The organism is Budvicia aquatica DSM 5075 = ATCC 35567, assembly GCF_000427805.1.
Lineage (GTDB): Bacteria > Pseudomonadota > Gammaproteobacteria > Enterobacterales > Enterobacteriaceae > Budvicia > Budvicia aquatica.
The window spans coordinates 1-22495 of the sequence record NZ_ATYS01000063.1 but is presented as its reverse complement, the minus strand read 5'-3'; the positions used below and the strand labels follow the sequence as shown (position 1 = coordinate 22495).

Here is a 22495-nt window from a genome sequence, read left to right as displayed (position 1 = left end):
GCCACGGTAGGTGCTCGACCTTCAATTTGCCCTGTAGGTTCACTCAATTTCGCCTGCACGACCACACTCATCAACGGCATCAGCCAAATTAGGCAACGAAAGGCTGAGCCGCTCATCATTCTTAATATCATCCGACTTAAAACGCGCCATCCAGTCCAAATCCAAGTATAATTACTCAATGTAAAACCCTCAGGGTCAATATATCGCCGATGTCACACAACCAACAATGATTGAGTTCTCCGTTTATCGCATGCTGACGACGCCCTGAGTGCCGTTTGTGATTTCAGGGGAGTGCGTCCATGCCACTAAAACTACAGCGGCATAGAACACGCCACGTTAAAACTCACACTCGGAATGTTATTGCCCAACGCACCGGCGAATAAGTTGAAGTCATAGCGATTGGCGCCATTCATTTCGATAGCCCAGTAGCTGCTGCTAACCCAACCGTGACCGTAGGTTCCCATTTCGCCCCACTCAGGCCATAACTTTCCGTCACTCGTGCGCGTTCCCGCGACCCCGTAAGCCCCGTTTGTAATGGTCCCGTATCCCGGTGTCGCATACCCGCCGCCTAAGCCACTGCAGTACGCGTCAGCCGCAGGCGCACTCATGATCGCGCCCCCGTTGACAAACCATCGCGCCAGCGTAAAACTAAATTGCGCCGGAACGCCAACACCACTCCGGTCTGTCATCGTAATCGTCGCGGTTTTATTGGCTGATGTCGGTGTCCCGATAAACGCAACATTCCCCGCCGTGTCTACCGTCACCCAAGACTGGTCGCTACTGTAGGTATAATCACCATTTTCAGTGGCATCGATACCGTTCATCCACAGTTGGAATGTCGCCCCCACAAATCCCGTTTTCGGAAACCCACTATTAAGGGCAAACTGATGTCCATTAACCTGCAATGTCGGCAACACCGGGATACTGACCTTCACCTGAAACACGCCCGTATTAAAGAGCGTTGGTGTGCCCAGCGTCATTGGCAGGCCCGTGCTCGATGTGATGTCCACCGGCACCATGGCGCTCACCTTGGCAATATCTCCGTCCGCCAAATACGTCGAAAAAGGCTGAGCACGCTGGGCGGGTGTCAATGGCGTTCCATTGGGCGTCGTCCAGACCCACGTTACTGGTGAAGCCAGTGTCAGGCTCGGATTGGCTGGCGTATCGCCGTCGGCATCCGCAAACACCAGTCCCGTCGTCAACGGTGCCAACGTAAATTGGTCTGGCGTCGTCGTTCTGCCCAGTACGGTGGGAAGGGTACTCGTCAACGGCGTGGTGGCATCGGGCATCAGAATCGATACCGTTCCCGTCGCCGTTGGTGCGCTGCCCGTGATAAGGCCTGTAGGACCACTCAGGACAGCATAGGCTGTGCTTGATATCATTACGCCCGGCAGAGTCAGAAGTAAACCCATCGACCAAGCGCGTGCCGACAGCGCTTTGCGTCGTCCGAACCCGGTCTTATTAACGTGGCTGATTATCCCTAACATCAAATACCCCTCAACAAAAAATTCGCCTACAGTGCTGTCACACATAACGTATAATACAATGTACTCGGCAGAGATAGGTTCAGGCTGCCATAGGTCATCCCCACACTGTAGCGCTTACCACTCAGGGCCATGTCTTTCGTCCAGTAATAATCCCCGCTCCACTGACTACCATAGTTCGGCATGCTCCCCCATTCGCCCCATAGGCTGCCCGTGCCCCGCGTCGCCCCACTGCCGATATCACTGGTCACACCTTGTCGAGTAGGGGCTTGAGCCCCTTGAGTGCTGCACCAGGCGTCACTGGTACTCCCATCTGACTTGGTGAGCCCATTGGACATAAACCACCGGGCCAGCGAGAAGGTATAGGTGACGGCTGGGCCGCCCGCCGTGGGTGTCGCCGTGATAGTCACCGTTCGAGTGGCCGTTGTCGGTGTGGCCGTCAACGTTACCTGACCGCCCAGTACGCTGACCCAAGGCTGGTTACTCGCCCAGATATAACGGTCGTTGGTCTGCGTATCCACGCCATTCATCCACAACGTGAAGGTGGCCCCGGTAAAACCGGTGGTCGGAAAAGCCGAGTCGATAGCGAACGAAGTCCCGTTCACCCGGACCACTGGACGTGCGGGCACGTTAACCCGATAAGTTTGGGTGAAGGGCTGCGTCCCCGAGGTCGGCACTCCGGTGACCGAGGTGGTTATCACCGGCACCGTCAAGACCACCGATAGCGTCTTACCCGCAAAATCCGTTTGAAACGGTTGGTTGAGTTGCGAGGCCGTCAAGGGGACGCTGTCCAATGACCACGCCAGTGAGCCGCGGGGCACATCAACCACCACCGACAAGCTCAAGTCACCATCGACATCCGTTAAGCTTAACTCGGTGGTATCGGCCGATATGCCAAACTGAGACGGCGTTTGTAAGAGGCTCACCGTCGCATTGTCCTCAATATCCCCGACAGGTCCGCTCAGCAGCAACCCGCCGGCGGCCGTGGGTGCACGCCCTTGGATATGGCCTGTCGGGCCACTCAGTATCGCTTGCGTTGGAAAGCTGACCAGAAACAGGGCGGCAATGAACGTCAGCGCTAACAGCACCGGTCTATTCGTCATGATGTTCATTTATCGTCACCTCAGCCTATTGTCCAAAGCAGTCGCTACCTGACCCATTCCATCCCGTCAGCCACCAGATAGAACACGCTATCCAATACGATGAAACCAACATAACAACCCGTATCCTGCATCATTTCGTCCCTCATTTTACCTGTCCTGCCTTCAGACTCCAACGCAGACTAATCCACTACGACAGTCATATTGAGTCGCTCCCGCTCGGGAACATCACCCTATCGTCAACAACCTCAACGCTCACCGCATAGGTTAACCACGTTGACGTCACCTCGGTGAACGGTCTTTCGCCACGATATGTCGCCAAAGCCCGCCGGAAAGCCGTAAATTCTCCGGCGCACTCTCTAATATCCGCGTCACGCAGGCCAGATAATTCCCCTTCCAACGCTCCATGAACGCACTCAAACTCTCCACTTTAAGCGGGTCAACCATCTTTTCGAGAACAAAATGAATGTGCCCCTCTCGCCACACCGGAACGCAAAAAACCGTCGGTAAGTGCATTTTATACGCCAGGCGCGAGCAAAAGGTGGAATAGGTGACCTGCTGGCCCAAAAACTCAATCGTCGGCGCCGCCAGGCTCAGTGAACCGTCAATCGCCACCGCAATCGACTGTCCGCTATGCAGCGTCTGAACGCACGCCCTGACAACCTCGGATTCACTTTTATCACTCACCGAAATCAATCGTTCACCGTACCCCCCCTTCAATACACCGGGGGTGGATGCGACCCATTTGCTGTTCATATTCAGCAATGACATCAGCATGGGTCCTGCATACATGGCGCCCAGATGTCCTGTGACAATAATGCATCCCCGCTCATTGAGCTGGAGTCGATGAAAAAATTGCTCCACCTGCCCGATATTGCCCAACTGATACATCGGCTCATCGGCCTGCTCTGTCCGACATTCAAGCCAGTCCAGCAGAAAATTATCCGCCAGATGTCCCCACTTCGCACGACGCTCCCATTCCCCCCGCGGCAGACCCGAATGCTTCCCCCCGTTCTCCCACGCCCAATCAAGTCGCGCCACGGGTAGATTGACCTGGTCAATGTGCGCATCAAGCCCCTGCAGGCCCTCTTCAAATGTCCCCGCCATTGGCGCTCGCCTTGCCTCGATATAGCGAGAAAATAATCGTTCGGCCTCCTCCTTCTCGCCCGCCTGAAGCAGCGCCGCCGCGGCATATCGGTGCCATTTGCTGGTCGCGCCTTGCGCTTGCGCCAGGCGTAAAAACTCGGCACTGGCCGCACTATACTGCCCTTGCTGGCGCAGTGCGCGGGCATAAAGTGCCCTGACGTAGGCCAAGTCCGGATGCGTATCGAGCCAACGCGCCAGTAATGGAATCGATTCTGCGTTTTGCCCCGTTCTGACTAACATATCGGCATACAACGTCGCCGCGCGCAGATTGTCCGGATTAAAGACCACCGCCTGACGCAAATGTTCAACCGCCCGGTGTTTGGACTCGCGGCTGTGACTGGCTTGATAATAGGCCTGCCCCAGACTGCGACGCAGGGTTGCGCCATCAATCCCTGCCGCCAGCGCCGATTCGCCCGCGAGAATGGCTTGTTTAGCCTGACCGACCGACAAGAGAATATCGACGCGTAACGTCGCCGAGGCGAGGGTATCCGTGTCGAGGTGTTGGATTAACGAAAAGGCCAGCGCCTTATCGTCGTGTAAACCACGTTGATGTAAATAATACAGGCACGTCGCCATAACCTCCGGCGATTGCCCACGGATGACCGCCTGCGCCCTCACCTGTGTCAACGCCTGGTGCGTGTTACCAGACAGCACCAGACAGCGTAACTCGAGGGCAAAAAGGTGACTATCTTGGGGAAAAACGTCCCGCGCCCGCGCCACCAAGTCAGCCGCCATCGCGATAGACTGACCTTTTATCAACCCCCTGGCCACCAACAGCACATCTTGTACCTGGCAGACGCCGGCGGCGAGCAGTCTGTTGACAACCTGAAAAGACAGCATCAGATGACTCTCTACTCCCGGCGATATCACCCAACGGCGCAACAACGCTCTGCTATTGTGAGCCCTTAATACCGCATCGGACAGCAAAGACAATCCGGCCTCCACCTCGCCTTGGCGTAAATAACTTATCGCAAACAAGACGATATGCTGAACATTATCCGGTGTCGCCGACAGGTTATCAGGACGATGGCGATAATATTCACCTAATCCCGCCCAGTCCTCGCGTTTAAGCAGGGTCGTCGGGGATACTTTTCCCACCGTGGTGTGCACACTCATGATATTTCCTTATTTAACCGTCATTCACGCAGGCGTCTGAGGGTGAGCAGTAACGCGATAATAAAGTACCCCAGACCCAGTAAAATAAAGACCATGAACCACGTGGCCCCCGCGTCATAGCTTTGGGTATCGGAGACCACCATCGGTTGAGAAATCACGAGCAAATAACGCCGTTCACGCAGGGCCTGTAATTTACCCTGCTGTAGCGTCTGCAACGCCACTTCCCAGCGCGTTTTAGCCATCTCCGCCTGCAGACGGATATCGTCGAATACGCCGAGGCTGTCTAAGGAGCCTTGCGACCCCAGCTTGGTTGACAGACGGTCACGCTGTTCAATAATCTGCTTTTTCAGTACGCTAATTTTGGCCGCCAGACGGGGGACCATGGGGTTTTTATCTAAACCATTGGCCATCAATTGGTCACGCTCGGATGTCGCCTCAGCTAATTGGGTTTCAAATCCGGCGATCAATTGATAAATGGCGGTCACCGTCTCCTGAGGTTCAATGTCTTTTTGAATATGCTGAATGTTGAGCAACGCTTGGCGAACCCCCGCCAAATGTGCCTGAGCGTCTTTGACATCATTTTCCAGCCAGGAAAGGCGCTCCTGCTGCATCCGAGCGGAGACCTCATTGACATGCTGCTCGGCAAACGCCAGCATGCGCTGCGCGAAGAATTCCGCTTTTTCCGCGTCCAGCGCCTGGACCGTTAAACGCAGCATCCCCTGCTGAATATCCGCAGACACGGACACTTTGGATAAATAATAGCGGTAGGGGGAGCCATTGACCCCCAGAGGGGTATCGTATCGCGATAATAAGGCCATATCGTCTTGGGCAAAATACGATAAAAACCCAAGTTCCTTCTCCATCAGGTCCATCATTTCTTTAGAGAGAATAAACTCCCTGACACGAAACCCTTCGGCCATCTGATTGCCACTGCCAAAAAAGGCCGGGCCGGAAACGGTTTGCTGGCTCGCGTCAGACTGCACCACAAATGTCGCATCAGCCCGATAGAATCGCGACGTCATCAGCCACGACACCACCATCATCACGAGCAGCGGCAAACCCACGTATCGCAGTAAATTGCGCAGGGATTGTTGTGCGTGTTTAACGCGCCGCGCTTTAATCATTAATGACGCTCTGCGTACAGACTCCGCATCGGTGGCGGGCCAGTCGGGACTGTTACTGTGATTGTTACTGTGGCTGTTATCCATCGGCGGCGACTCAGACGCGTTATCGCGCTCACTGACCGTACGCTCGTCGTGCTTTTTCGCTATCCGTGCCGCACGCGCTTCGTCTGCCACGCGCGCTCGTTCTTCTTTCCATTTCTTGATACGTTCTGAATTATCCACACGCTGTCCATTGGGTTTCTATTGATAGGTTAAAGGCGTCGTCATCATCTTATCGTTCAAAGGCGTCTTCATCATCGAGCGCCCTCGCCTCACAGGACGACTGTCGTTCAAACAGCGCCGTGGCGTGTTCTAAATCGGCACACATGATGATTTTTCCCTGCGACAGCACGCCAAAAGAGCGGCAATGGGCTTTAATCAGACGAGGATTTCGGGTGAAGACGACCAAGCCCTTTTGTTGCAACTCGCGAGCGAGTGCTACCTGCATACGCTGTTGTGCAGCGCCCTCTCCGGTGTATAACTTGTCATCGGCCACATACAGGCGACAAGGCAGTAACAGACTGATGGCAAAGGCCAGATGAGCCTTCATCGTCCCAGAGTACTCACTCACGCGGTCCATATATCGGTGCTCAAGTCGGGTCAGTTGATAGCAAAAATGGGAAAACGCATCGCCATCAAGACCGTATAAACTGGCTATCATTCGGGCATTTTCTTCACCGGTTAACCCGGGAAGCATAAACGCGTTGGCGCCCAACAAGACCGCATCGCCTCGCTGACCGAGATACTCACCGACATCCGGCGTATCGACGCCACACAACAGTCTGGCCAATGTTGTTTTCCCCGAACCTTGCCTCGCCAAAATACCCACATGCTCATTGGGAGCGATGACAAAATCCAGATTATCGAGAACAACCAACGGGCCCTCGGCGGTATCAAAATAACGGGTACACCCTAATAATCCAAACACGTCAATGCCTCTGCACAAAAGATAAAAATCAGCGATTATCCGGCTCATCCATCAAGCGAAAAATCATGCCCGCCATGAATAACGCGGTGGAAAACACCAGGGGGTAAGACAGGTCAGCATAAAAGGAATGATAGCCGTCAAACATCCCTTCCCTGACAATGTCATTCGCATGCAAAAGCGGGTTCCATCTCAGTACGCGAGCCAGAGAAGACGGCAACTCATTGGCCGTATAAAATACCGCTGAAATTAAGAACATCGGTCTTAGCACGACAGGCACGGCTTTATAGACCAGCGGGAAGCGTCCGGCTAACGCATCCGCACAATAGCCGAATGACAGCCCCAATAACCAGGCCATCAACATGCCCTCAAACATCCGCAGGGGCGTGTGCATTTCCCAGTGAGCAAAAAGTAAAAAATTGGTCAGTGAGACAATCAGATAAATCATGACGGCATTGACAAATTCCACGGCGGCCAGGGCCAATAGGACATGCCGTCTTTTGACGGTACTGATGATGGCGAGGGACTGATAAAAAGATGGCGTGCGCAGGGTGGCGGTAATGGTATAGCGAAACAATAAATACGGTAAAATACCGGCCACCACAAAGCTGATGTCGTCCGTCAATATCGGGAGGGTCCGCGCTAAAAACTGGAAAGAGACAACGGTTATCGTTATCCAGGCCAAAGGAACGGCCAGCACCATGACATAACTGAGGATATTGTCATTAAATCGTGCTCTGATATCGCGCGACATTAACAATAAAATCAGGCGACAGAACGTGAATAACGGTCTGAAAACATCGCCAGACGCGGTCGACCCTCGCCTCTCCCCCAGGTTAAAGCGCACGCTGCCCACCACTGAGAAAAGCGCCAAACGCAGCGCTGACTTTCGCAAAATCGGTCAGCGACGCATTGGAGATATACAGGACATCGCCATCATCAACCATCAGGGTTCGGGCTCGAAATACCGCATCAGGCTGACTCATATCCACATGATAGATATTCGGTTTGCGCATGTGCTGTTTTGCCCGTTCGCTTTCGTGATGTTTAAACAAAAAAACGGCCTGAGGGTCAGCCAGAGCGTCATCCATCCCTTTGGCCAACGCTAACGCGTCAATCACGCTGGCGTGTCGCGTCACCAACGGGTGTTTCCCCTGCACGCCTGCCGCCCCCAGAACGGTCACAAACGCCGTCACGGGACGAATAGTCACCCGATCGTCGGGCTGCAAGGCAATGTCATGTTGTGGGAGTCGGTCTATATCCGCCAGCCGGACACGGAACGTCTGCTGTTGCCGGGTGACGCTGATGTCAGTCATCTCCCCCCCCGTATTGTCGGTGATGGCCATCGCCAGCACATGGCTTAAACGATTGATGTGGCTATCCACAGGAAAACGTCCGGTCTTCCCACCGCCGCCCTGCACCGTGACCATCGCGCCGGTCCGGGCACTCAGAGTGACAAGCACCTGAGGATTGAGTACCACGCGCGACAGACGCCGGGTTATCTCGTCAGCCAGTTGCGTCATGTCCAACCCCTGAACCGGGATAGTGCCCGCATAAGGGACCACGACGGTCTGAGCGCCGGTCACCAGAATATCCTCGAAGTCCACACGGTCGCCGTTTGACGGGCCGGATAAATACTCCGCCCCCCCGGAGGATAACACCGTGATGTGAAGCCTATCGCCTTGCGTCAGTTGGGCCCACGGCCAGTCCGGTGTGAGAAAGACCCCGTCTAACCGCGTTTCAGGGATGACCTCGGCGTCCTTGACCGTCAGCGCCGAGGTGACGTCCACCAGATGGTATTGCGGACTGTCCTGACTCATCAGGCTGGATTTAAACGCCGCCCGCGGGATAGTGCATCCCGACATCAGGGCGGCGACAACAACAATCAGTAGACTCTTTTTCATCATCCCTTCGTTTTTAACGGCAAAAATAACTGGATAAACACGGTTTTTCCCACGCCACTAGGGTCGCGTGAGGGTCATCGTCTTCACAAACGCGCACACCATATTGTCAACGGAAAACCGGGCTTGTAAAAAGGCGTGTGTTTGCTCGCAAAACCCGGTTTTATGTCGCCATGATGTCACCATGCTCTCCGCATAGCGGCAGGCTTGTTTGAGATTAACCGCCTGCGCGTCATCCAGAATGTGGCCGGACACCCCCTCAATCACGCATTCAGCCGCGCCGCCGGCAGGTGTAGAAATCACCGGCACGCCCACCATCTGGGCTTCAATCAACACATTAGGCAGTCCCTCATAACGGGAAAAAAGCATCAATGCATCCATTTTTTGCAGCCAATACCCCACATCGCGAGACACGCCAACAAACAGGATGCGCTCAAGGATCCCTAACGTTTCCGCCCTCTGTTGCGCCTGAGCACGTAACTCACCGTCGCCGACTAAGATAAAGCGACTGGCCGGATGCCGCTGGAGGTACTGAGCCGCGAAATCGATCCAGACAAAGGGGCTTTTATCACACACAAAACGAAAAACGCCGCCCAGCGTGGTCTGGGCATCTTGAGTTCTTTCATCAAACTGACGCCAGATTTTCGGGGACACCGCCAATGATGCCTCTATTGCCGGTGGAGGCACCCCGTTATACACCACCTGAAATTGATGCGCGTCCAGTTGCAACCAGTGTGCGTAGCGCTCTGCAACACACTGATTGTTGCTCATGAAATCCACACCCGGAACCTGCGCCAGGGACTGATAGAGGGGTTCGTACTCTGGCTTGAACAGGTGTTGCCTCTCCACGGGCGGTAAGCCGCGTAAACCGAGCTGAATTCTGGGCACCCCAGCAAGCAATGCGGCCAGCCCCACCATCAAACAGGCACCGTCTTGCCAGACGGACAGATAATCAGGCTGACGCTGGGTGAAATGAGGCACCAAATGCTTGACACCGTAGTAACAGTGGGGAGGGAGGTGTGACAGGAGTAAGCGCAACGTGGGGCACTCAACCGACATGTCGTCAAAGACGTTATCCGTGTTCTTCGCGATTTCAACCACGTCCACCTTCGCATCCAGCACCTCTTTTAAAAAGAAGTCCTGCTTTAATTCCGGCGCCAGAGAGCGAATAATCAGTTCAACCGGCTCGTCCACCGTCAGGCCCGCAATCGCCTGTTGGTCTTGATAGTGTCGGGTGAGCGCAATGGCCAGCCTCGAAATTTGGCGTTCAGCGCCGCCTCCCCCCAGACACCCGGTACACAGCGAAAGTCGCCCAAGTCGTCCAACGGGACGCGGGCGGACTGGGCGGTCGCGAAACGATAAGATGGCGTGCTTCATCGCCAGAATGCGCGTATTGGTGCCAACGGGAATGGGCACCTGTTCAAGGCCTTCAAGCAGGTCGCATATTTTATTGATTTTAAACAAATAATTCTTATGCCGGGTTAACGCATCGTCGCCGATCCCACACAGGATTAACTGGGCATCTTTACCCAACCCTCTATTGTATAACCGACGCGCATACTCATAACGCGCGTCATCAATATTGTCGGCAACCAAGGTGTCATAAAGCGTAAAGGCGCGCTCTGTCTCACCTAAATCGTATAAAAGCGCTGCCTTTTTGAGGGCTGTCGGCGTTGACATGCCCTCGTCCGGTATGACGTCATTCAATAACGTCATAGCCTGCTCCCGTTTCCCGGCCTTCTTCAATCGTAAAACGGTTTGCGCCAACGTGTCGATGTCCATACTTAGCATCATGTTGAGTGATCCCCTGTTCCCTGTTTTTGCAGCATGCTCTGGCAATGATGAATTTGACGGCTCACGGCGTCCGTTGACCCACTGACGCTTTCCAGCCGTTGCCAGTAGTCCAATGCGTGTTCATACTCACGCAAATGCATCGAATTCAGCGCGGCATACTTCAACGCGTAGGCGTTTTCATTGTCAAAGACAAGCAACTTCTTCGCATACGCCAGATTCTCATACGACGCGATGACGTGGCCTGCGTCTTTCATCGCGTCATCACACATTTTGATGATTTGCTTAAATTCTCGCACCAGACGTTGGATGTTGGGGTCAATGCCTTTCATCTTAATCAGTAACGATAACGCCTCGTCCTGGCGTCCCTCGCTTCTCTTCTGACGGACCTGTTTGAGTGCCCGGGTGGCGACATTCTTGCACTCTTTTTCAAATAACAGGTTCATTGACGGCGTGTCGAAAGCGTGAGCAATCCGCATCAAATCCGCAATCAGGTCGACTTGGACATGAATGTCATCGATATAACGCAGACTCCGCAGGGCGATGGCCTGCAAACTGGTGATATTCGGATGTCGCATTAAGGTCATATGAGACAAGCGGCAGGCCTCTTTCCACGCGTCCCGACTCACGAATACGCGCGCAATGGTGATGGTACTCACCGGGTCAAATTCCAGCAGGGGCCAGACAATGTTTGCGCCCGCCATCATCGTGTCAACATCGTTATCCTCACACGTCGCTTTCAATTTTTGGCGCCACGCCGATTTCACCTCATGATGAACGTGTGAGATCCCCGCATGCGGATACACGGTCAATGCCGAATAGGTGTAGACTAACGCGGTACTCAGCGACACGAAATCATCAACACAATGATGCTCTAGCGCTTTCGCGTGCCAGCGGACAAACAGGTCATGCAGTTGAGACTTAAACGCGGTACTGAAGGCGCCATGATGGCTCCCGTTTTTGATGCAGGATGCCGCGCTGATGATAAGCCCGGTGTCAGTCATGTCCGACAGCGTGGTTAACGCGACATCAGATTGATGCTGTAACAGCCACGTTAATGCCTGGGTAAAAATGGGCTCATGATGGAAGGCTATCGCAAGCGATAACCCGGTCTCGATAAACGCAACGCTCACGCATCGTGAGGCCATACCCGCATAAAAGGTGTCAACAAACGCACGGTCATCAGCAAAATAGCCGGTACTGCGAAGACAGTTAACCCATCCTTCGTGCACCGAGGGATTGAATTGCAAGACGCGCTTCCAGTACTGCCAAGACACGTCAAAACGCCCTAATGCGTCGCTGGCCTGCGCGGCAATGGTGAGCACTTCCTCATCATCAATCTCATTGGACAGCATGATTTCTGCCGTCGAGAGTGCGTCCTGCCAGTGTTTGAGTCCAGATAGCGCCTTGAGGCGGCAACGCAGCGTACTGTCCGTCATGCCAATGTGCGTCTCCACATCGACAATATCCTGATAGGCCTGCTCATAATGGCCCAGTCGGTTGAAGATAACCGCGCGCAATTGAACCCACGTCGGGTCGTGTGGCTGCTCCCTTAGCGCACAGAACACGGCCTGTGAAGCGGCCACGATATCGTCATTCGCCAACCATTGATGAATGTCGCTGACCAGAAGGCTCATCTGGTCTTGCTTTGCCTGCAGGGTATCATCGACAGGGTTGATTCTGCCGTGAATGACCGTCTTAAAGAGGGCCGCAACAATCGTATCGCCAAAAAAATCGGTATAGTGCGTTAAGTCATCCCCATTTTTTTCCAGCGCTCTTTTCTGCCCCATCGTTGACGTGGCCATCAAGTGTGTCGGATTGATGCAGGGAATGCCCATGCGACTCGCGATGTTTTCCACATGGTGGATCAACCGACTTCGGGACGGGATGACGTTGCCAGTCTGGGTCAACGCATCAATATGGGTCATAAATATCACGTTATCACGTCCCAAAATACGGACTATCTCCTGCATATCCGCGTCGATGGCGTGCTCATCCATCTGTTCAACATGAAGACTTTTCAGCAACGCTTTATCGTCCACCGACAAGCCAGCGAAGCAGGGGTCCTCATTCAGATAGGCGTCTCGTTTTTGCGCCTGTTCTGGCGTCGCCAGAGACCAGTAAATACGGGCACGCTCAGGCTGACTGAAGAAATCGGAAAAATACCGTGTTAAGTAATTGATTTGCAAACAACAGCCGTACGCCATAATTTTTTTCTGGCTGGAAATCTCAACAATATAAACATCCGACGGCGTGTGCTGTTCAGAAAGCGTATCGCGAATAGCGGGTCGGAAAATAAAGGGCCGAACACGCTCTGGGATATCCGTCATCCCCAGCATAAAGCGGATTTGCTGTAATGCTTCGCTGCTGGTATGCGTGAATCCATACACGCGTTTAAAGTTCGCCTGAAAATGAAAATAGGGCTGAGCACGTTTAATCGGGTTCACAATTCTGCAGCTACCCACCGGCGTCAGCGTCAACGGAAGCCTCTCTGAAGGTTTCATTCTATTCTTCCGCATCGAGTTAAATGTGTGTCTGTGGCCGGATATCTCATGAGGTCAAGTTATCCCGATACCATGCGAGGGTGTGCTTAAGACCTTCGTGAATATCAAATTCGGGTTCATACGACAGTAACGATTGAATTTTTGAAATGTCAGCCTGGCTGTGCCGAACATCACCCGAGCGAAAATCCTGATAGCGCGGTTCCTGCGTATTCGGTCTATCGTGGCCCCGGTTGACGCCCTCACGAAGCGCATAATACAGTTCATTCAGGGTCGTTCTGTCACCGAGTGCGACATTGTACAGTTGATTTTTCGCCGCCACGTTCTGTGTCGTTGCTGACAATAAGTTCGCCTGTATCACATTATCGATATAGCAAAAATCACGGCTGGTTGAACCATCACCATTGATAAACACCGGTTGGCGGTTGAGGAGTGATAATATCCAGCGAGGTATCACCGCGGAGTACGCCCCATTCGGGTTCTGGCGACGACCAAACACATTAAAGTAACGCAATCCAATCGACGGAAAGCCATAGCAACGGGCAAACACATCGGCGTACAATTCATTGACATATTTCGTCACGGCGTAGGGACTCAACGGACGGCCAATCCTGTCCTCAACTTTGGGCAACCCAGGGTGATCGCCATAGGTGCTGCTGCTGGCGGCATAGGTGAAGCTCGCGACGTTGGCCTCCCTTGCCGCCATCAACATATTTAAAAAACCATCAATATTCACGGTATGGGTGGTCATCGGGTCTTTTAGCGAGCGCGGGACGCTGCCCAACGCCGCCTGGTGGAGCACATAATCCACGTTCTGACAGGCGGTCTGGCAATCGACTAACGACCGGATATCCCCGTTAATCAGGGTAAAGCGTGACCACTGTTCCTCACTGACGCCGGCGCAGACATCCTCTAAATTATGCGGGTAGCCGGTGGAAAAGTTATCCAGTCCGATGACAGTTTGGTTTAGGCCGAGCAGTTCTTCGAGCAAACCCGAACCAATAAAGCCGGCCACGCCGGTGACCAACCAACGTTTAGGCGTCAGAACCAACTGAATTTTTAATTCATCATAAGCCGTCATGACTAGAGCCTCATATCCGATTGTTCGGCGGGGAAGACATATTTCAAATCATAAAAAACATGTTTATCTTTCCCAAAGCGACGAATATCATCCCCACTCATGACCGTAAATTGTTGATGACCCACCGCGACAATGATGGCGTCATAATAGCCTGCCTGGATAGCCGTTATCGGCGTGATGCCATGTTCCCGACTCACCTCATCCGCATCCACCCAAGGGTCAAAAATATCAACCTGACAGCGGTAAGTATTCAGCTCTTTGACCACATCAATAATCCGGGTATTTCGGGTGTCAGGGCAATTCTCTTTGAAGGTGAAGCCTAAAATGAGGACATTCGAGCCTTCCACATGGATACCTTTTTTAATCATCCCTTTAATCAACTGCCCGGAGACATATTCGCCCATTTTGTCGTTAAGGCGGCGGCCAGCCAGAATGATTTCAGGATAATAACCAATACTCTTTGATTTATGCGTGAGGTAGTAGGGGTCGACACCAATGCAGTGCCCCCCAACCAGACCCGGTCGGAACGGCAGAAAGTTCCACTTACTGCCCGCCGCACGCAAAACGGCTTCGGTATCGATGTTTAAGCGATTAAAGATAATCGCCAGCTCATTGACCAAGGCGATATTCAGGTCCCGCTGTGTATTCTCAATGACTTTGGCCGCTTCGGCCACTTTGATACTTTCGGCTTTATAGGTGCCGACAGTGATGATTTGTTGATAGAGGTCATCGATAAGGTCAGCCGCTTCGGCGGTTGAACCCGAGGTGATTTTTTTGATGTTGGTGAGACAATATTTCTTGTCACCGGGATTAATCCGTTCAGGACTGTAACCGACATAAAAATCGTGATTGAAGGTCATCCCGGACAGGCGTTCGAGGATGGGCACACACTCATCTTCCGTACACCCAGGATACACCGTGGATTCATAAACGACGATGTCACCTTGACCCATCACGCCGCCCACGGTTTCACTCGCGCTCATCAGCGGCATCAGGTTGGGCTGCTTGTATTCGTTAATCGGGGTAGGGACCGTGATGATGTAGAAGTTGCAATCCTTGAGATCGTCGATTGACGTGGTGAAGACCAGATGATGAGCGGCCTTTAAATCGTCTTGGGTGGTTTCAAGGTTAACGTCCACCCCGTCGTTTAATTCACCAATGCGCGTGGAGTTGATGTCAAAACCCACCACCGAACGGCGTTGACCAAATGCCACGGCCAGGGGGAGACCCACGTACCCCAGTCCGATAATCCCTATTTTTACATCATTCGTCGTCATCATTACACATCAATCCTTTATTAACATAAGTAAAAAATTCAAGTTAAAAAAATCACCTATCGCGCCCTATCGCACCACAGGGGAGAAAGACAGCCGCCCTGACGCGGCCAATGGGTTTAGCGTATCCATTCCATCCAGGCAGCGACCCAGTAAAACACCCAAAAAAAGGCGGATAGCGCGAAGTAGAGGACTGTCACCTGCATACCGTTCTCCTTGTTCATGGTTATCGATAACATCCTGTCCGATAACGCGGTTAATGGTCATCGGCGCTGAGGCGCGATGAACCTCGGGTGGCCGACAGGCGGTAACGGGCAATGCCGTCTGTCACCAGTACGGTGGCAATACCGAGCATCCCGCCGAGCAACACCCCCAGCACCCCTATCAGCGCTTTCTTCGGTCGGTCTTTTTTCACGTGCTCGCCCGGCGTGAGCTGATAACGATAGACCTGTGCAGTGACCTGCTGTTGCCGTAACGGCGCCAGCAGACTCAGTTCCCGACTGATATCATGATATCGAACGGGGTAGACGATGGGGCTCTCCATCAGGCTGTTGATTTCCGCACTCAAAAAGTTCTCACCCAGCATGTATTTGTGCACCGAATTCGCCAGTTCAATCTTGGTTCCACCGTTACTGGCTGAATTGGCGTAATAGTCCGTAATCCCGGCCCGTTGCGCGGTACTCCGTGAGCGGGTCAGATTCGCCAACTGATTCGCCCTGTCGGCTTGCAGACTAAACGCAATATCCTGCTGTTCCTTTTGACGCGCCAATATCGTGGCGTCCACCTGATGACGAAACTCCGCTTCATCTTGCGCCATCACCTGATCATTGATGCGGCTCACATAATCGGTCAGCAAGGCCAGCGCGACTTGGGGATTATCCGCCGACACTGACAACATAAAGTAAGGGAGGGTTTTCTTTTCATCCGGCGGGGATGTCACCAGCCCCTTGTCCGCCATCTCCGTTAGCCAAACGCGCTTTGCCTGCGAGTCCATCGATTCAGTCTGTTGCTTGACGTAGGCCGTCTCGGATAAGTAACTCAGCTTCTCATTGGGGCTGGACACCATCTCGGTGAACCGACTAAATAAATGGTTGGCTATCGCCTGTGGGTCGGCGTTAATGCCACTCACCCGAGCAAAGGCCCGTCTTAATGTCAGGTAATCTTCCATCTGGGCCATTTGGGGCGGAGAGACATAGGCTTTGACCGTCCACTGCGCTCTGGCGGTAAAAGCATAGGTGCCGGCTATCAGGGTGGTGACTAACGTCACCATCAGAATCACCCCTTTCTTGTCCCAGAGTCGAAAGAGCAATTCAAACAGGTCTATCTCATCGTTATCGTACGCATAGGCGTGACGAGGCCCGGCGCCATTGGCGGCATTGCCTGATGGGGCGTTTAACGTTTTTTGACTTATTTCACTCATCGCCATACCTCATCGGATGCCATGCCGCAGGTTCTTGGTGTTGTGATACTGCCGTATGGGTACTGGGGACGAGTATCGAGCAGTCTCGTGCAGGCTTGATCGGGGCCGGGAATGACGCCAGCCATAACGCCGTAATGGGATCCGGCGGTGGTTCGCTGAGTACGGAGACCGGGGCGCAACGAAGAGGTTTGCCCGCATCTCGGGAGGAGGATAACCATGGCATGGGGACCATCACCGCTATCGCCAGCAAGGTCACCGCACTGACCACCATATCCAAACCGGTCACTTTCATGACGCACGCTCCCTGTCGTTATACCACCCCGTCGATTAGCTTCCGACACGGTCATTCCCATCCGTTTGATAAGCGGCGTAAATGTACCGGCCTTGAAACGTGCCTCGGCAACCGAGGCACATATAACGCGGTAAGCCACTGCGGGCTTTACCGTGTTTGCGGATTTGCGTCACTGTATCGCAATGCGGACACGCCGGGCGTTGCCGTTGTTTGAGTAAAGTCATCATCATCGTCATCTAAAATCTCCGAGACCGGACCTGAGTCGTGAGCGGTCTATCGTTTGTCCAGTACCACAAGCAGAGCATATTGGCGGCATCCGCGGACACCTTATGCCTCAGTCACTGATGGGGTCTGGCAACTCGTCTGATAAACGTATTTACCCTGAAACGTGCGACCACAGTCACAACAGCGGTAACGCTGAAAGCCACAGCGCGATGTTCCGTGTTTGCGCACCTGAGTGGTGTCATCGCAATATGGGCAAACGGGTGGGGGTTTTCGGTATATCAACATCGTCAGACTCCTTATTCAGGGGATAGTGACCCCGGTAAACATTCGATAACTCGGTAACATTAGGTTGTCCTACAATCAACGCCATATCTCGGTGATGGGGATAAATCACCCCGCGCCGTCAGCGCACACTTACTCATCATCCCTAACCGTTTCCCGGGCGTTTTTCGGGGAGATTAAGGTCGAGGTCAGGGATTTTAGGTCAGGTGATGACACTGACCGGCCTGCATAGCCAAGACCCTGCCCCGCCTCACGGCCACAATATCTCGCCCGAGACCCCGCCCACAGTCGGTTCTCAGGCAATCGGGCAACATCCTCGGCCATCCTCCAATACTGAGACGCGCCTCTCCAATCACCGGACTGCTCTTTCAACGCGGCAATCTCTGCCAACTCGGCATAGTGACGGGGCGGCTCAGGGTTAAAACGTTGTGACATATCAACACCTTCAAAAGACATAGAAACGGCAGGGAATTACCCACCAAACAAGGCTGAATTTCCCTGCAATTTAGCCATCACTTACCGATGAATTCACCCGTAGTCCCTCAAACCATTGCTGCCAACGTGTCGCCTGTTTTTCAATGCCATCCAGAGACTCTGTTAATTGCATCAATGCGCCATGCGAAATAAATGACATACCCCATCCTATTGTCAGTAATCCACGAATAACACTCAGTGAAGCTCGCGCATCCCTTAAGTAACACGCCGCCTTAACTCGCTCAGCGTCACTTTGCTTATCAATTCCATTGGCGAGAACAACGTATCGCACACATCCGGTCAACTCTAGCAACACCCGCTCCCCTGTCGTAAATCGAAAGGGTTTAGGTAAGTGCTTGTGAACATGCCAGTAAATGCGGTACAACATCAGCAAATCCGCATAAATTTTTGGATGCTTAAAGGTTGACTTCATGAACGCTTTTTCTCTTCAAATACTGACGCAAGAATTGCTCCAATGTGCTGTCACGACATCGGCTAGCCTCCAAAAATCACTGGCACTGGAAAGTATTGCGCCACTCTGCCAATCTCTGGCATACGACTTATTTCATCAAACCTACCAACCAGGCGCCTATACTCGATTTGCTGTTAATGACCCAAAACTTCGCGAAATCTATGCGCCACTTTTTCGTGACCGTCTGGCCCAATGCTGGCTAGTCAGTCAAATTGAACCAACTGTCGAACGCCAACTGATTGACGACACATTCGCTAACCGCTCAGGCAAAGGCACTCTCGCAGCGATACATCGCGTTCAGCGTTTTATGCGACAACCTCAACATGGTCATTTTTTACAATTAGATATCCAAAACTTTTTCAATAGCATTCACTTACCCACGCTGGTGTCTATGACAACAAATGGCATCATGTCATCGCTCCCAGAACATCCCAGAAAAGCGTGCGTGATGGCGTTACTGATGCGAACTATTCTCCATCCCGTCGCGCACCACGCCGTTTCACTGAGTGGCAATAAAACATTACTCGACACCATTCCATGCCACAAAACGCTAGGCGCATCGCCTTATCAAACGGGCCTCCCGCTGGGGTCATCGGCCAGTCAACTGTTTGCCAATCTTTACCTCAGCCCACTAGACCACTTCATCAAGCATCAACTGCATGTGAAAGGCTATGTCCGCTACATGGATGACCTCATGCTACTGGGCAATTCATCACAACAACTGATTGAATGGCGCGAAGAAATCTCGACCTTCCTAACCCACACACTCCGATTAACCTTGCATCCCACCAAGCAGCACCTTCAACGTTGTTCCCAAGGCGCTGATTATTTGGGATATAAAATTTATCCGCACTACCTTCATTTACGCACCCGGAATCTGAATAAAATTCGTCGCTGGTTGGCATTGTTCAACTACTGCCTTCATCCGGAGGGTAGCCCACCCCCAACAAAACCCGATAATCCTGAATGGGCTGCCTGCATTCAACTGGCACCCATCACACCCGACTACGTCTTGTTACAAAAAATGCAAGCCGTGATGAATAGTTACTTCGGTCTGATGCAAAAGGCCAATCACTATCGATTACGAAAAAAACTTTACCAATACCATTTTTGCCACTTGAAGCACTGGTTCATTCCAGCAAACAGCGATTACACGTCGGTTCGCATCAAAAAGCATGCCCTTGCAACATGGATTGGGAGACAGCACGGTCAGTGAGAAAACCCCTCGAACAAGCCACATAGTTGTTGTTGCTCGGATTGTTGCTGTTCAGGTTGCCATTGTTGAGGTTGACGTTGTGCCGATTAGTCCCATTAGGCTCAAGGGCCCAATAGTTGTTGCTGATCCAACCGGAACACAGCCGCCCCACATGGGCACGCCATTAACATTGCTCGCACTCTCATACCACCAGCTTATCCCCTTTCGGAGTTCGCCCCTTTATAACGAAACTCTATGACACATCGGAGCTCCGTGGTGCGAGCCGGTTTTCCCTTTAGCAAATTATCTATTCGCCGTAACGAAATAGCCCTTAATGCACTGCCATGCTGTCACGCAATCCTCAATTACAAGGATAAATGCTGTTTCAATCCCTGAATGAAACCGGACTCCACCGCAGGCGGATAGCATCCCGGCTCCCAAGACTGCAAAAAATGGCGCATTTGTTGCGTTAATACAAAAGGATCCACGTCATCCTGAGGCGCCGTAGCTATTTCCGATAGCAATGAGTTGACACATTCTTCATACCAGAGAACATAATCCCTATCAGACCAGTCACCTTGAATCTCCGCGCCCCACCCAGTCAATTCAGCTTGAGGATAACGTTGCTCAAATTGTGTCATCGGAAATCCACCATAAAACACCGCTTCTCCACCTAGCTTTTTAATGCGCTTACCGAGGATTTTTATTTTTCCATCACACTGCGTTAAATAAAAAAATAAAGACTGCTGATAACACCGATAAAACATCCCCTCGCGAATAAAACTGATAACCCCCGGGCGCCTGCTTAGCGCTAACTTATCTTCGATAATCATGTCTGTTCCTTGCGAATAAAGCGTTATAGTGAAAAAATTTTACAACGCGCCCTAACGGGCGCCCCATCACCGCCCCCTTTAAAGGGGGCGGGCAGAATAAGGGCAAAAAATCTTAAAATTAAATATTAAATGCTAAAAACTAAAGGACCCTCGAACAAGCCACATAGCTGTTGTAGCTCGGATTGACGCTGCGCAGGTTGCCATAGTTGAGGTCGACGTTGTGCCGAATAGTCCCATTAGGCTCAAGGGCCCAATAGAAGTTGCTGAGCCAACCGGAACCAAACGTGCCCATCGCCCCCCACTGACTCCATAGCCCAGCGGCTGGTGCCCGCGTTCCTGCTGCACCATACGCCGCATTTGTCATAGTGGCGTATGGTGGCGTACTATAACCACCTCCTAACCCGGTACAATATGCGTCAGCATTCGCTGCGGTTCTGGTGGTAGCTCCACCATTGACAAACCAACGTCCGAGAGTGATATTGAGTGTGTGCTTGTCGCTGCTGTCTGTTTTGTTTGTTGCGATAAGTTTTAATGTCTTATTTGCACTAGTAGGGGTACCCGTGAAGGTGAACGTGCCCTCAGTCCCGCTCGCATTTGATGTTGGGATATCAACCCAAGTCTGGTTGCCATTTTCCTTATAGGTGTAATTGCTGTTCGCTGTCGCATCAACCCCGTTCATGTAAAGCTGGAACTTGGCACCCACAAATCCCGTCGTCGGAAATCCGCTGTTCCATGCAAACGTCGTTCCGTTCACATAGATGACAGGTGTCGCTGGGATATTCACTCGGACTCGGTATACGGGTGATGTGAGTGGTACGGGGGTGCCCGATGTGGTCGGGAAGCCGGTGAGTGATGTACTCAGCACTGGAGCATTCGCTTGTACCGTGAGGGTGGTATTGTGAGCGAAATTCGTCGCAAGCGTCTGGGTTAACTGGGTGGGAGTTAATGGCGTAACGCCATTCATCCACGTCCAAGTCACTCCCGCTGGCGCAATCGCCAATCCCGGTGTGGCTTGAGCATCCCCATCCAAATCCGTGAACGTGACGCCAGGAGAGAGCGGGGCCAGCGTGAACTCGTTCGGCTTCTTACTGCCCAGTACCTGGTCATTATCCACCAATGGAGTGGCGCCTGGCTTCAGTATCGATACCGAGCCCGCCGCCGTAGGCGTTCTCCCCTTTATCTGCCCCGTCGGGTTGCTCAGCACCACAGACCAAGCCGGGGTCGATGCCCCCATGGTGACGGCCGCAATAAGCGCAATACGCGTCAGCGGGTGACTAACCCATCCCAGTGTGTTATCTCTCATTCTTCCTTCCCTCTTTAATCTCTGCCACAATCCCAAACAGTCCCGGGGTGCATCGTTTATCGTGCGTGTCATCAACAATGACTACCGCGGTACCCGCCATAGCAGATAACCCCGTACTCACTGTCTTCACGTTGTGTTCTTCTCGTTCGTCTTCGCGTTCTTCGNATTCTCATGCCCACTACGAAGCTGCCTTTATGCGTGTGATNCAACTCATNCCCCNTCTGGGTTAAAAACGGGCAGGAAAACCCTGCCCGTGGTCCTGATTGACACTAACCCGATGGAGACTGGGTTTAGTAGTCGACCGCCAGACCGAAGCCCTGCGCACCGTCGTCCGAACCGGTCAACGTCGTTCCGTCTGCTGCCGAGTTCACCGGAATGGTGAAGTCGCCACCACTTACGCTGGTGGTAAAGTCTCCCGTGATNCCGTCCGTCGCACTGGTACCCACTAAGTGCCAGGTGTAGTTCGGTACCGTCGCCGTCAAGTCGGTTGTACCCACTGCCGCGCTGTCCCACAGTT

Annotated in this window: 21 protein-coding genes; 1 reads left to right on the top strand and 20 read right to left on the bottom strand. The window is 52.8% G+C overall.

Annotated elements, in window-relative coordinates; genetic code table 11:
* Window positions 1–311: 311 nt before the first annotated feature.
* From YWE_RS29135 to YWE_RS0118595, 18 genes are all read right to left on the bottom strand, one after another.
* Window positions 312–1487, bottom strand: coding sequence for a hypothetical protein (locus YWE_RS29135; protein ID WP_029095896.1), 1176 nt, complete (start codon window positions 1485–1487; stop codon window positions 312–314).
* 26 nt (window positions 1488–1513) lie between these two features.
* Complete coding sequence (locus tag YWE_RS0118680) at window positions 1514–2587, bottom strand: hypothetical protein (RefSeq protein WP_127526386.1); 1074 nt, start codon at window positions 2585–2587, stop codon at window positions 1514–1516.
* A gap of 279 nt (window positions 2588–2866) precedes the next feature.
* Complete coding sequence (locus YWE_RS0118670) at window positions 2867–4846, bottom strand: tetratricopeptide repeat protein (protein ID WP_029095894.1); 1980 nt, start codon at window positions 4844–4846, stop codon at window positions 2867–2869.
* A gap of 20 nt (window positions 4847–4866) precedes the next feature.
* Entirely contained in the window at window positions 4867–6192 is a 1326-nt protein-coding gene (locus YWE_RS0118665; protein WP_029095893.1) for a sugar transporter, read from the bottom strand.
* A gap of 49 nt (window positions 6193–6241) precedes the next feature.
* On the bottom strand, window positions 6242–6937 hold the full coding sequence (gene vexC, locus YWE_RS0118660) for a Vi polysaccharide ABC transporter ATP-binding protein VexC (RefSeq protein ID WP_029095892.1): 696 nt from the start codon (window positions 6935–6937) through the stop codon (window positions 6242–6244).
* Window positions 6938–6965: 28 nt separating this feature from the next.
* A complete protein-coding gene (vexB, locus tag YWE_RS27830; protein ID WP_227659908.1) occupies window positions 6966–7781 on the bottom strand; it encodes a Vi polysaccharide ABC transporter inner membrane protein VexB in 816 nt (271 codons plus the stop codon).
* Entirely contained in the window at window positions 7771–8838 is a 1068-nt protein-coding gene (vexA, locus tag YWE_RS0118650; protein ID WP_029095891.1) for a Vi polysaccharide ABC transporter protein VexA, read from the bottom strand. The genes vexB and vexA overlap by 11 nt, the downstream gene beginning before the upstream one ends.
* A 57-nt stretch (window positions 8839–8895) precedes the next feature.
* Window positions 8896–10617, bottom strand: a complete 1722-nt coding sequence (gene tviE, locus YWE_RS0118645) for a Vi polysaccharide biosynthesis glycosyltransferase TviE (protein WP_282705585.1) — start codon at window positions 10615–10617, stop codon at window positions 8896–8898.
* Window positions 10618–10625: 8 nt separating this feature from the next.
* On the bottom strand, window positions 10626–13130 hold the full coding sequence (locus YWE_RS0118640; RefSeq protein ID WP_029095889.1) for a Vi polysaccharide biosynthesis protein TviD: 2505 nt from the start codon (window positions 13128–13130) through the stop codon (window positions 10626–10628).
* A gap of 46 nt (window positions 13131–13176) precedes the next feature.
* The gene (locus YWE_RS0118635; RefSeq protein ID WP_029095888.1) at window positions 13177–14208 is read right to left on the bottom strand and encodes an NAD-dependent epimerase/dehydratase family protein; all 1032 of its coding nucleotides are present in this window, start codon (window positions 14206–14208) and stop codon (window positions 13177–13179) included.
* Window positions 14209–14210: 2 nt separating this feature from the next.
* A complete protein-coding gene (gene tviB / locus YWE_RS0118630) occupies window positions 14211–15488 on the bottom strand; it encodes a Vi polysaccharide biosynthesis UDP-N-acetylglucosamine C-6 dehydrogenase TviB (protein ID WP_029095887.1) in 1278 nt (425 codons plus the stop codon).
* A 63-nt stretch (window positions 15489–15551) separates the two neighbouring features.
* On the bottom strand, window positions 15552–15749 hold the full coding sequence (locus YWE_RS30525) for a hypothetical protein (protein WP_127526387.1): 198 nt from the start codon (window positions 15747–15749) through the stop codon (window positions 15552–15554).
* Window positions 15739–16902 carry an LPS O-antigen chain length determinant protein WzzB gene (locus tag YWE_RS27825; protein ID WP_051323434.1) on the bottom strand — a complete coding sequence of 388 codons (1164 nt, stop codon included), beginning with the start codon at window positions 16900–16902 and terminating at the stop codon, window positions 15739–15741. The genes YWE_RS30525 and YWE_RS27825 overlap by 11 nt, the downstream gene beginning before the upstream one ends.
* A complete protein-coding gene (locus YWE_RS30520) occupies window positions 16895–17194 on the bottom strand; it encodes a hypothetical protein (RefSeq protein WP_029095886.1) in 300 nt (99 codons plus the stop codon). Before YWE_RS30520 ends, YWE_RS27825 begins: the two co-directional genes overlap by 8 nt.
* A 35-nt stretch (window positions 17195–17229) precedes the next feature.
* On the bottom strand, window positions 17230–17418 hold the full coding sequence (locus YWE_RS32010; RefSeq protein WP_428829277.1) for an IS1/IS1595 family N-terminal zinc-binding domain-containing protein: 189 nt from the start codon (window positions 17416–17418) through the stop codon (window positions 17230–17232).
* A gap of 103 nt (window positions 17419–17521) precedes the next feature.
* A complete protein-coding gene (locus YWE_RS32005; protein WP_428829276.1) occupies window positions 17522–17704 on the bottom strand; it encodes an IS1/IS1595 family N-terminal zinc-binding domain-containing protein in 183 nt (60 codons plus the stop codon).
* A gap of 129 nt (window positions 17705–17833) precedes the next feature.
* A complete protein-coding gene (locus tag YWE_RS27815) occupies window positions 17834–18136 on the bottom strand; it encodes an ANR family transcriptional regulator (RefSeq protein WP_036016507.1) in 303 nt (100 codons plus the stop codon).
* Window positions 18137–18206: 70 nt separating this feature from the next.
* A complete protein-coding gene (locus YWE_RS0118595) occupies window positions 18207–18563 on the bottom strand; it encodes a four helix bundle protein (protein WP_127526390.1) in 357 nt (118 codons plus the stop codon).
* A 43-nt stretch (window positions 18564–18606) separates the two neighbouring features.
* On the opposite strand from YWE_RS0118595, the gene YWE_RS27810 reads away from it, so the two are divergent.
* Window positions 18607–19863 (top strand): RNA-directed DNA polymerase, encoded by a 1257-nt coding sequence (locus YWE_RS27810; RefSeq protein WP_051323433.1) that lies wholly within the window; start codon window positions 18607–18609, stop codon window positions 19861–19863.
* 344 nt (window positions 19864–20207) lie between these two features.
* Here YWE_RS27810 and YWE_RS0118585 read toward each other — a convergent pair whose 3' ends face one another.
* Window positions 20208–20675: a hypothetical protein gene (locus tag YWE_RS0118585; RefSeq protein ID WP_025378599.1), complete on the bottom strand. Its 468-nt coding sequence runs from the start codon at window positions 20673–20675 to the stop codon at window positions 20208–20210.
* A gap of 139 nt (window positions 20676–20814) precedes the next feature.
* Window positions 20815–21978, bottom strand: coding sequence for a hypothetical protein (locus YWE_RS0118580; protein WP_029095884.1), 1164 nt, complete (start codon window positions 21976–21978; stop codon window positions 20815–20817).
* Window positions 21979–22495 lie beyond the last annotated feature (517 nt).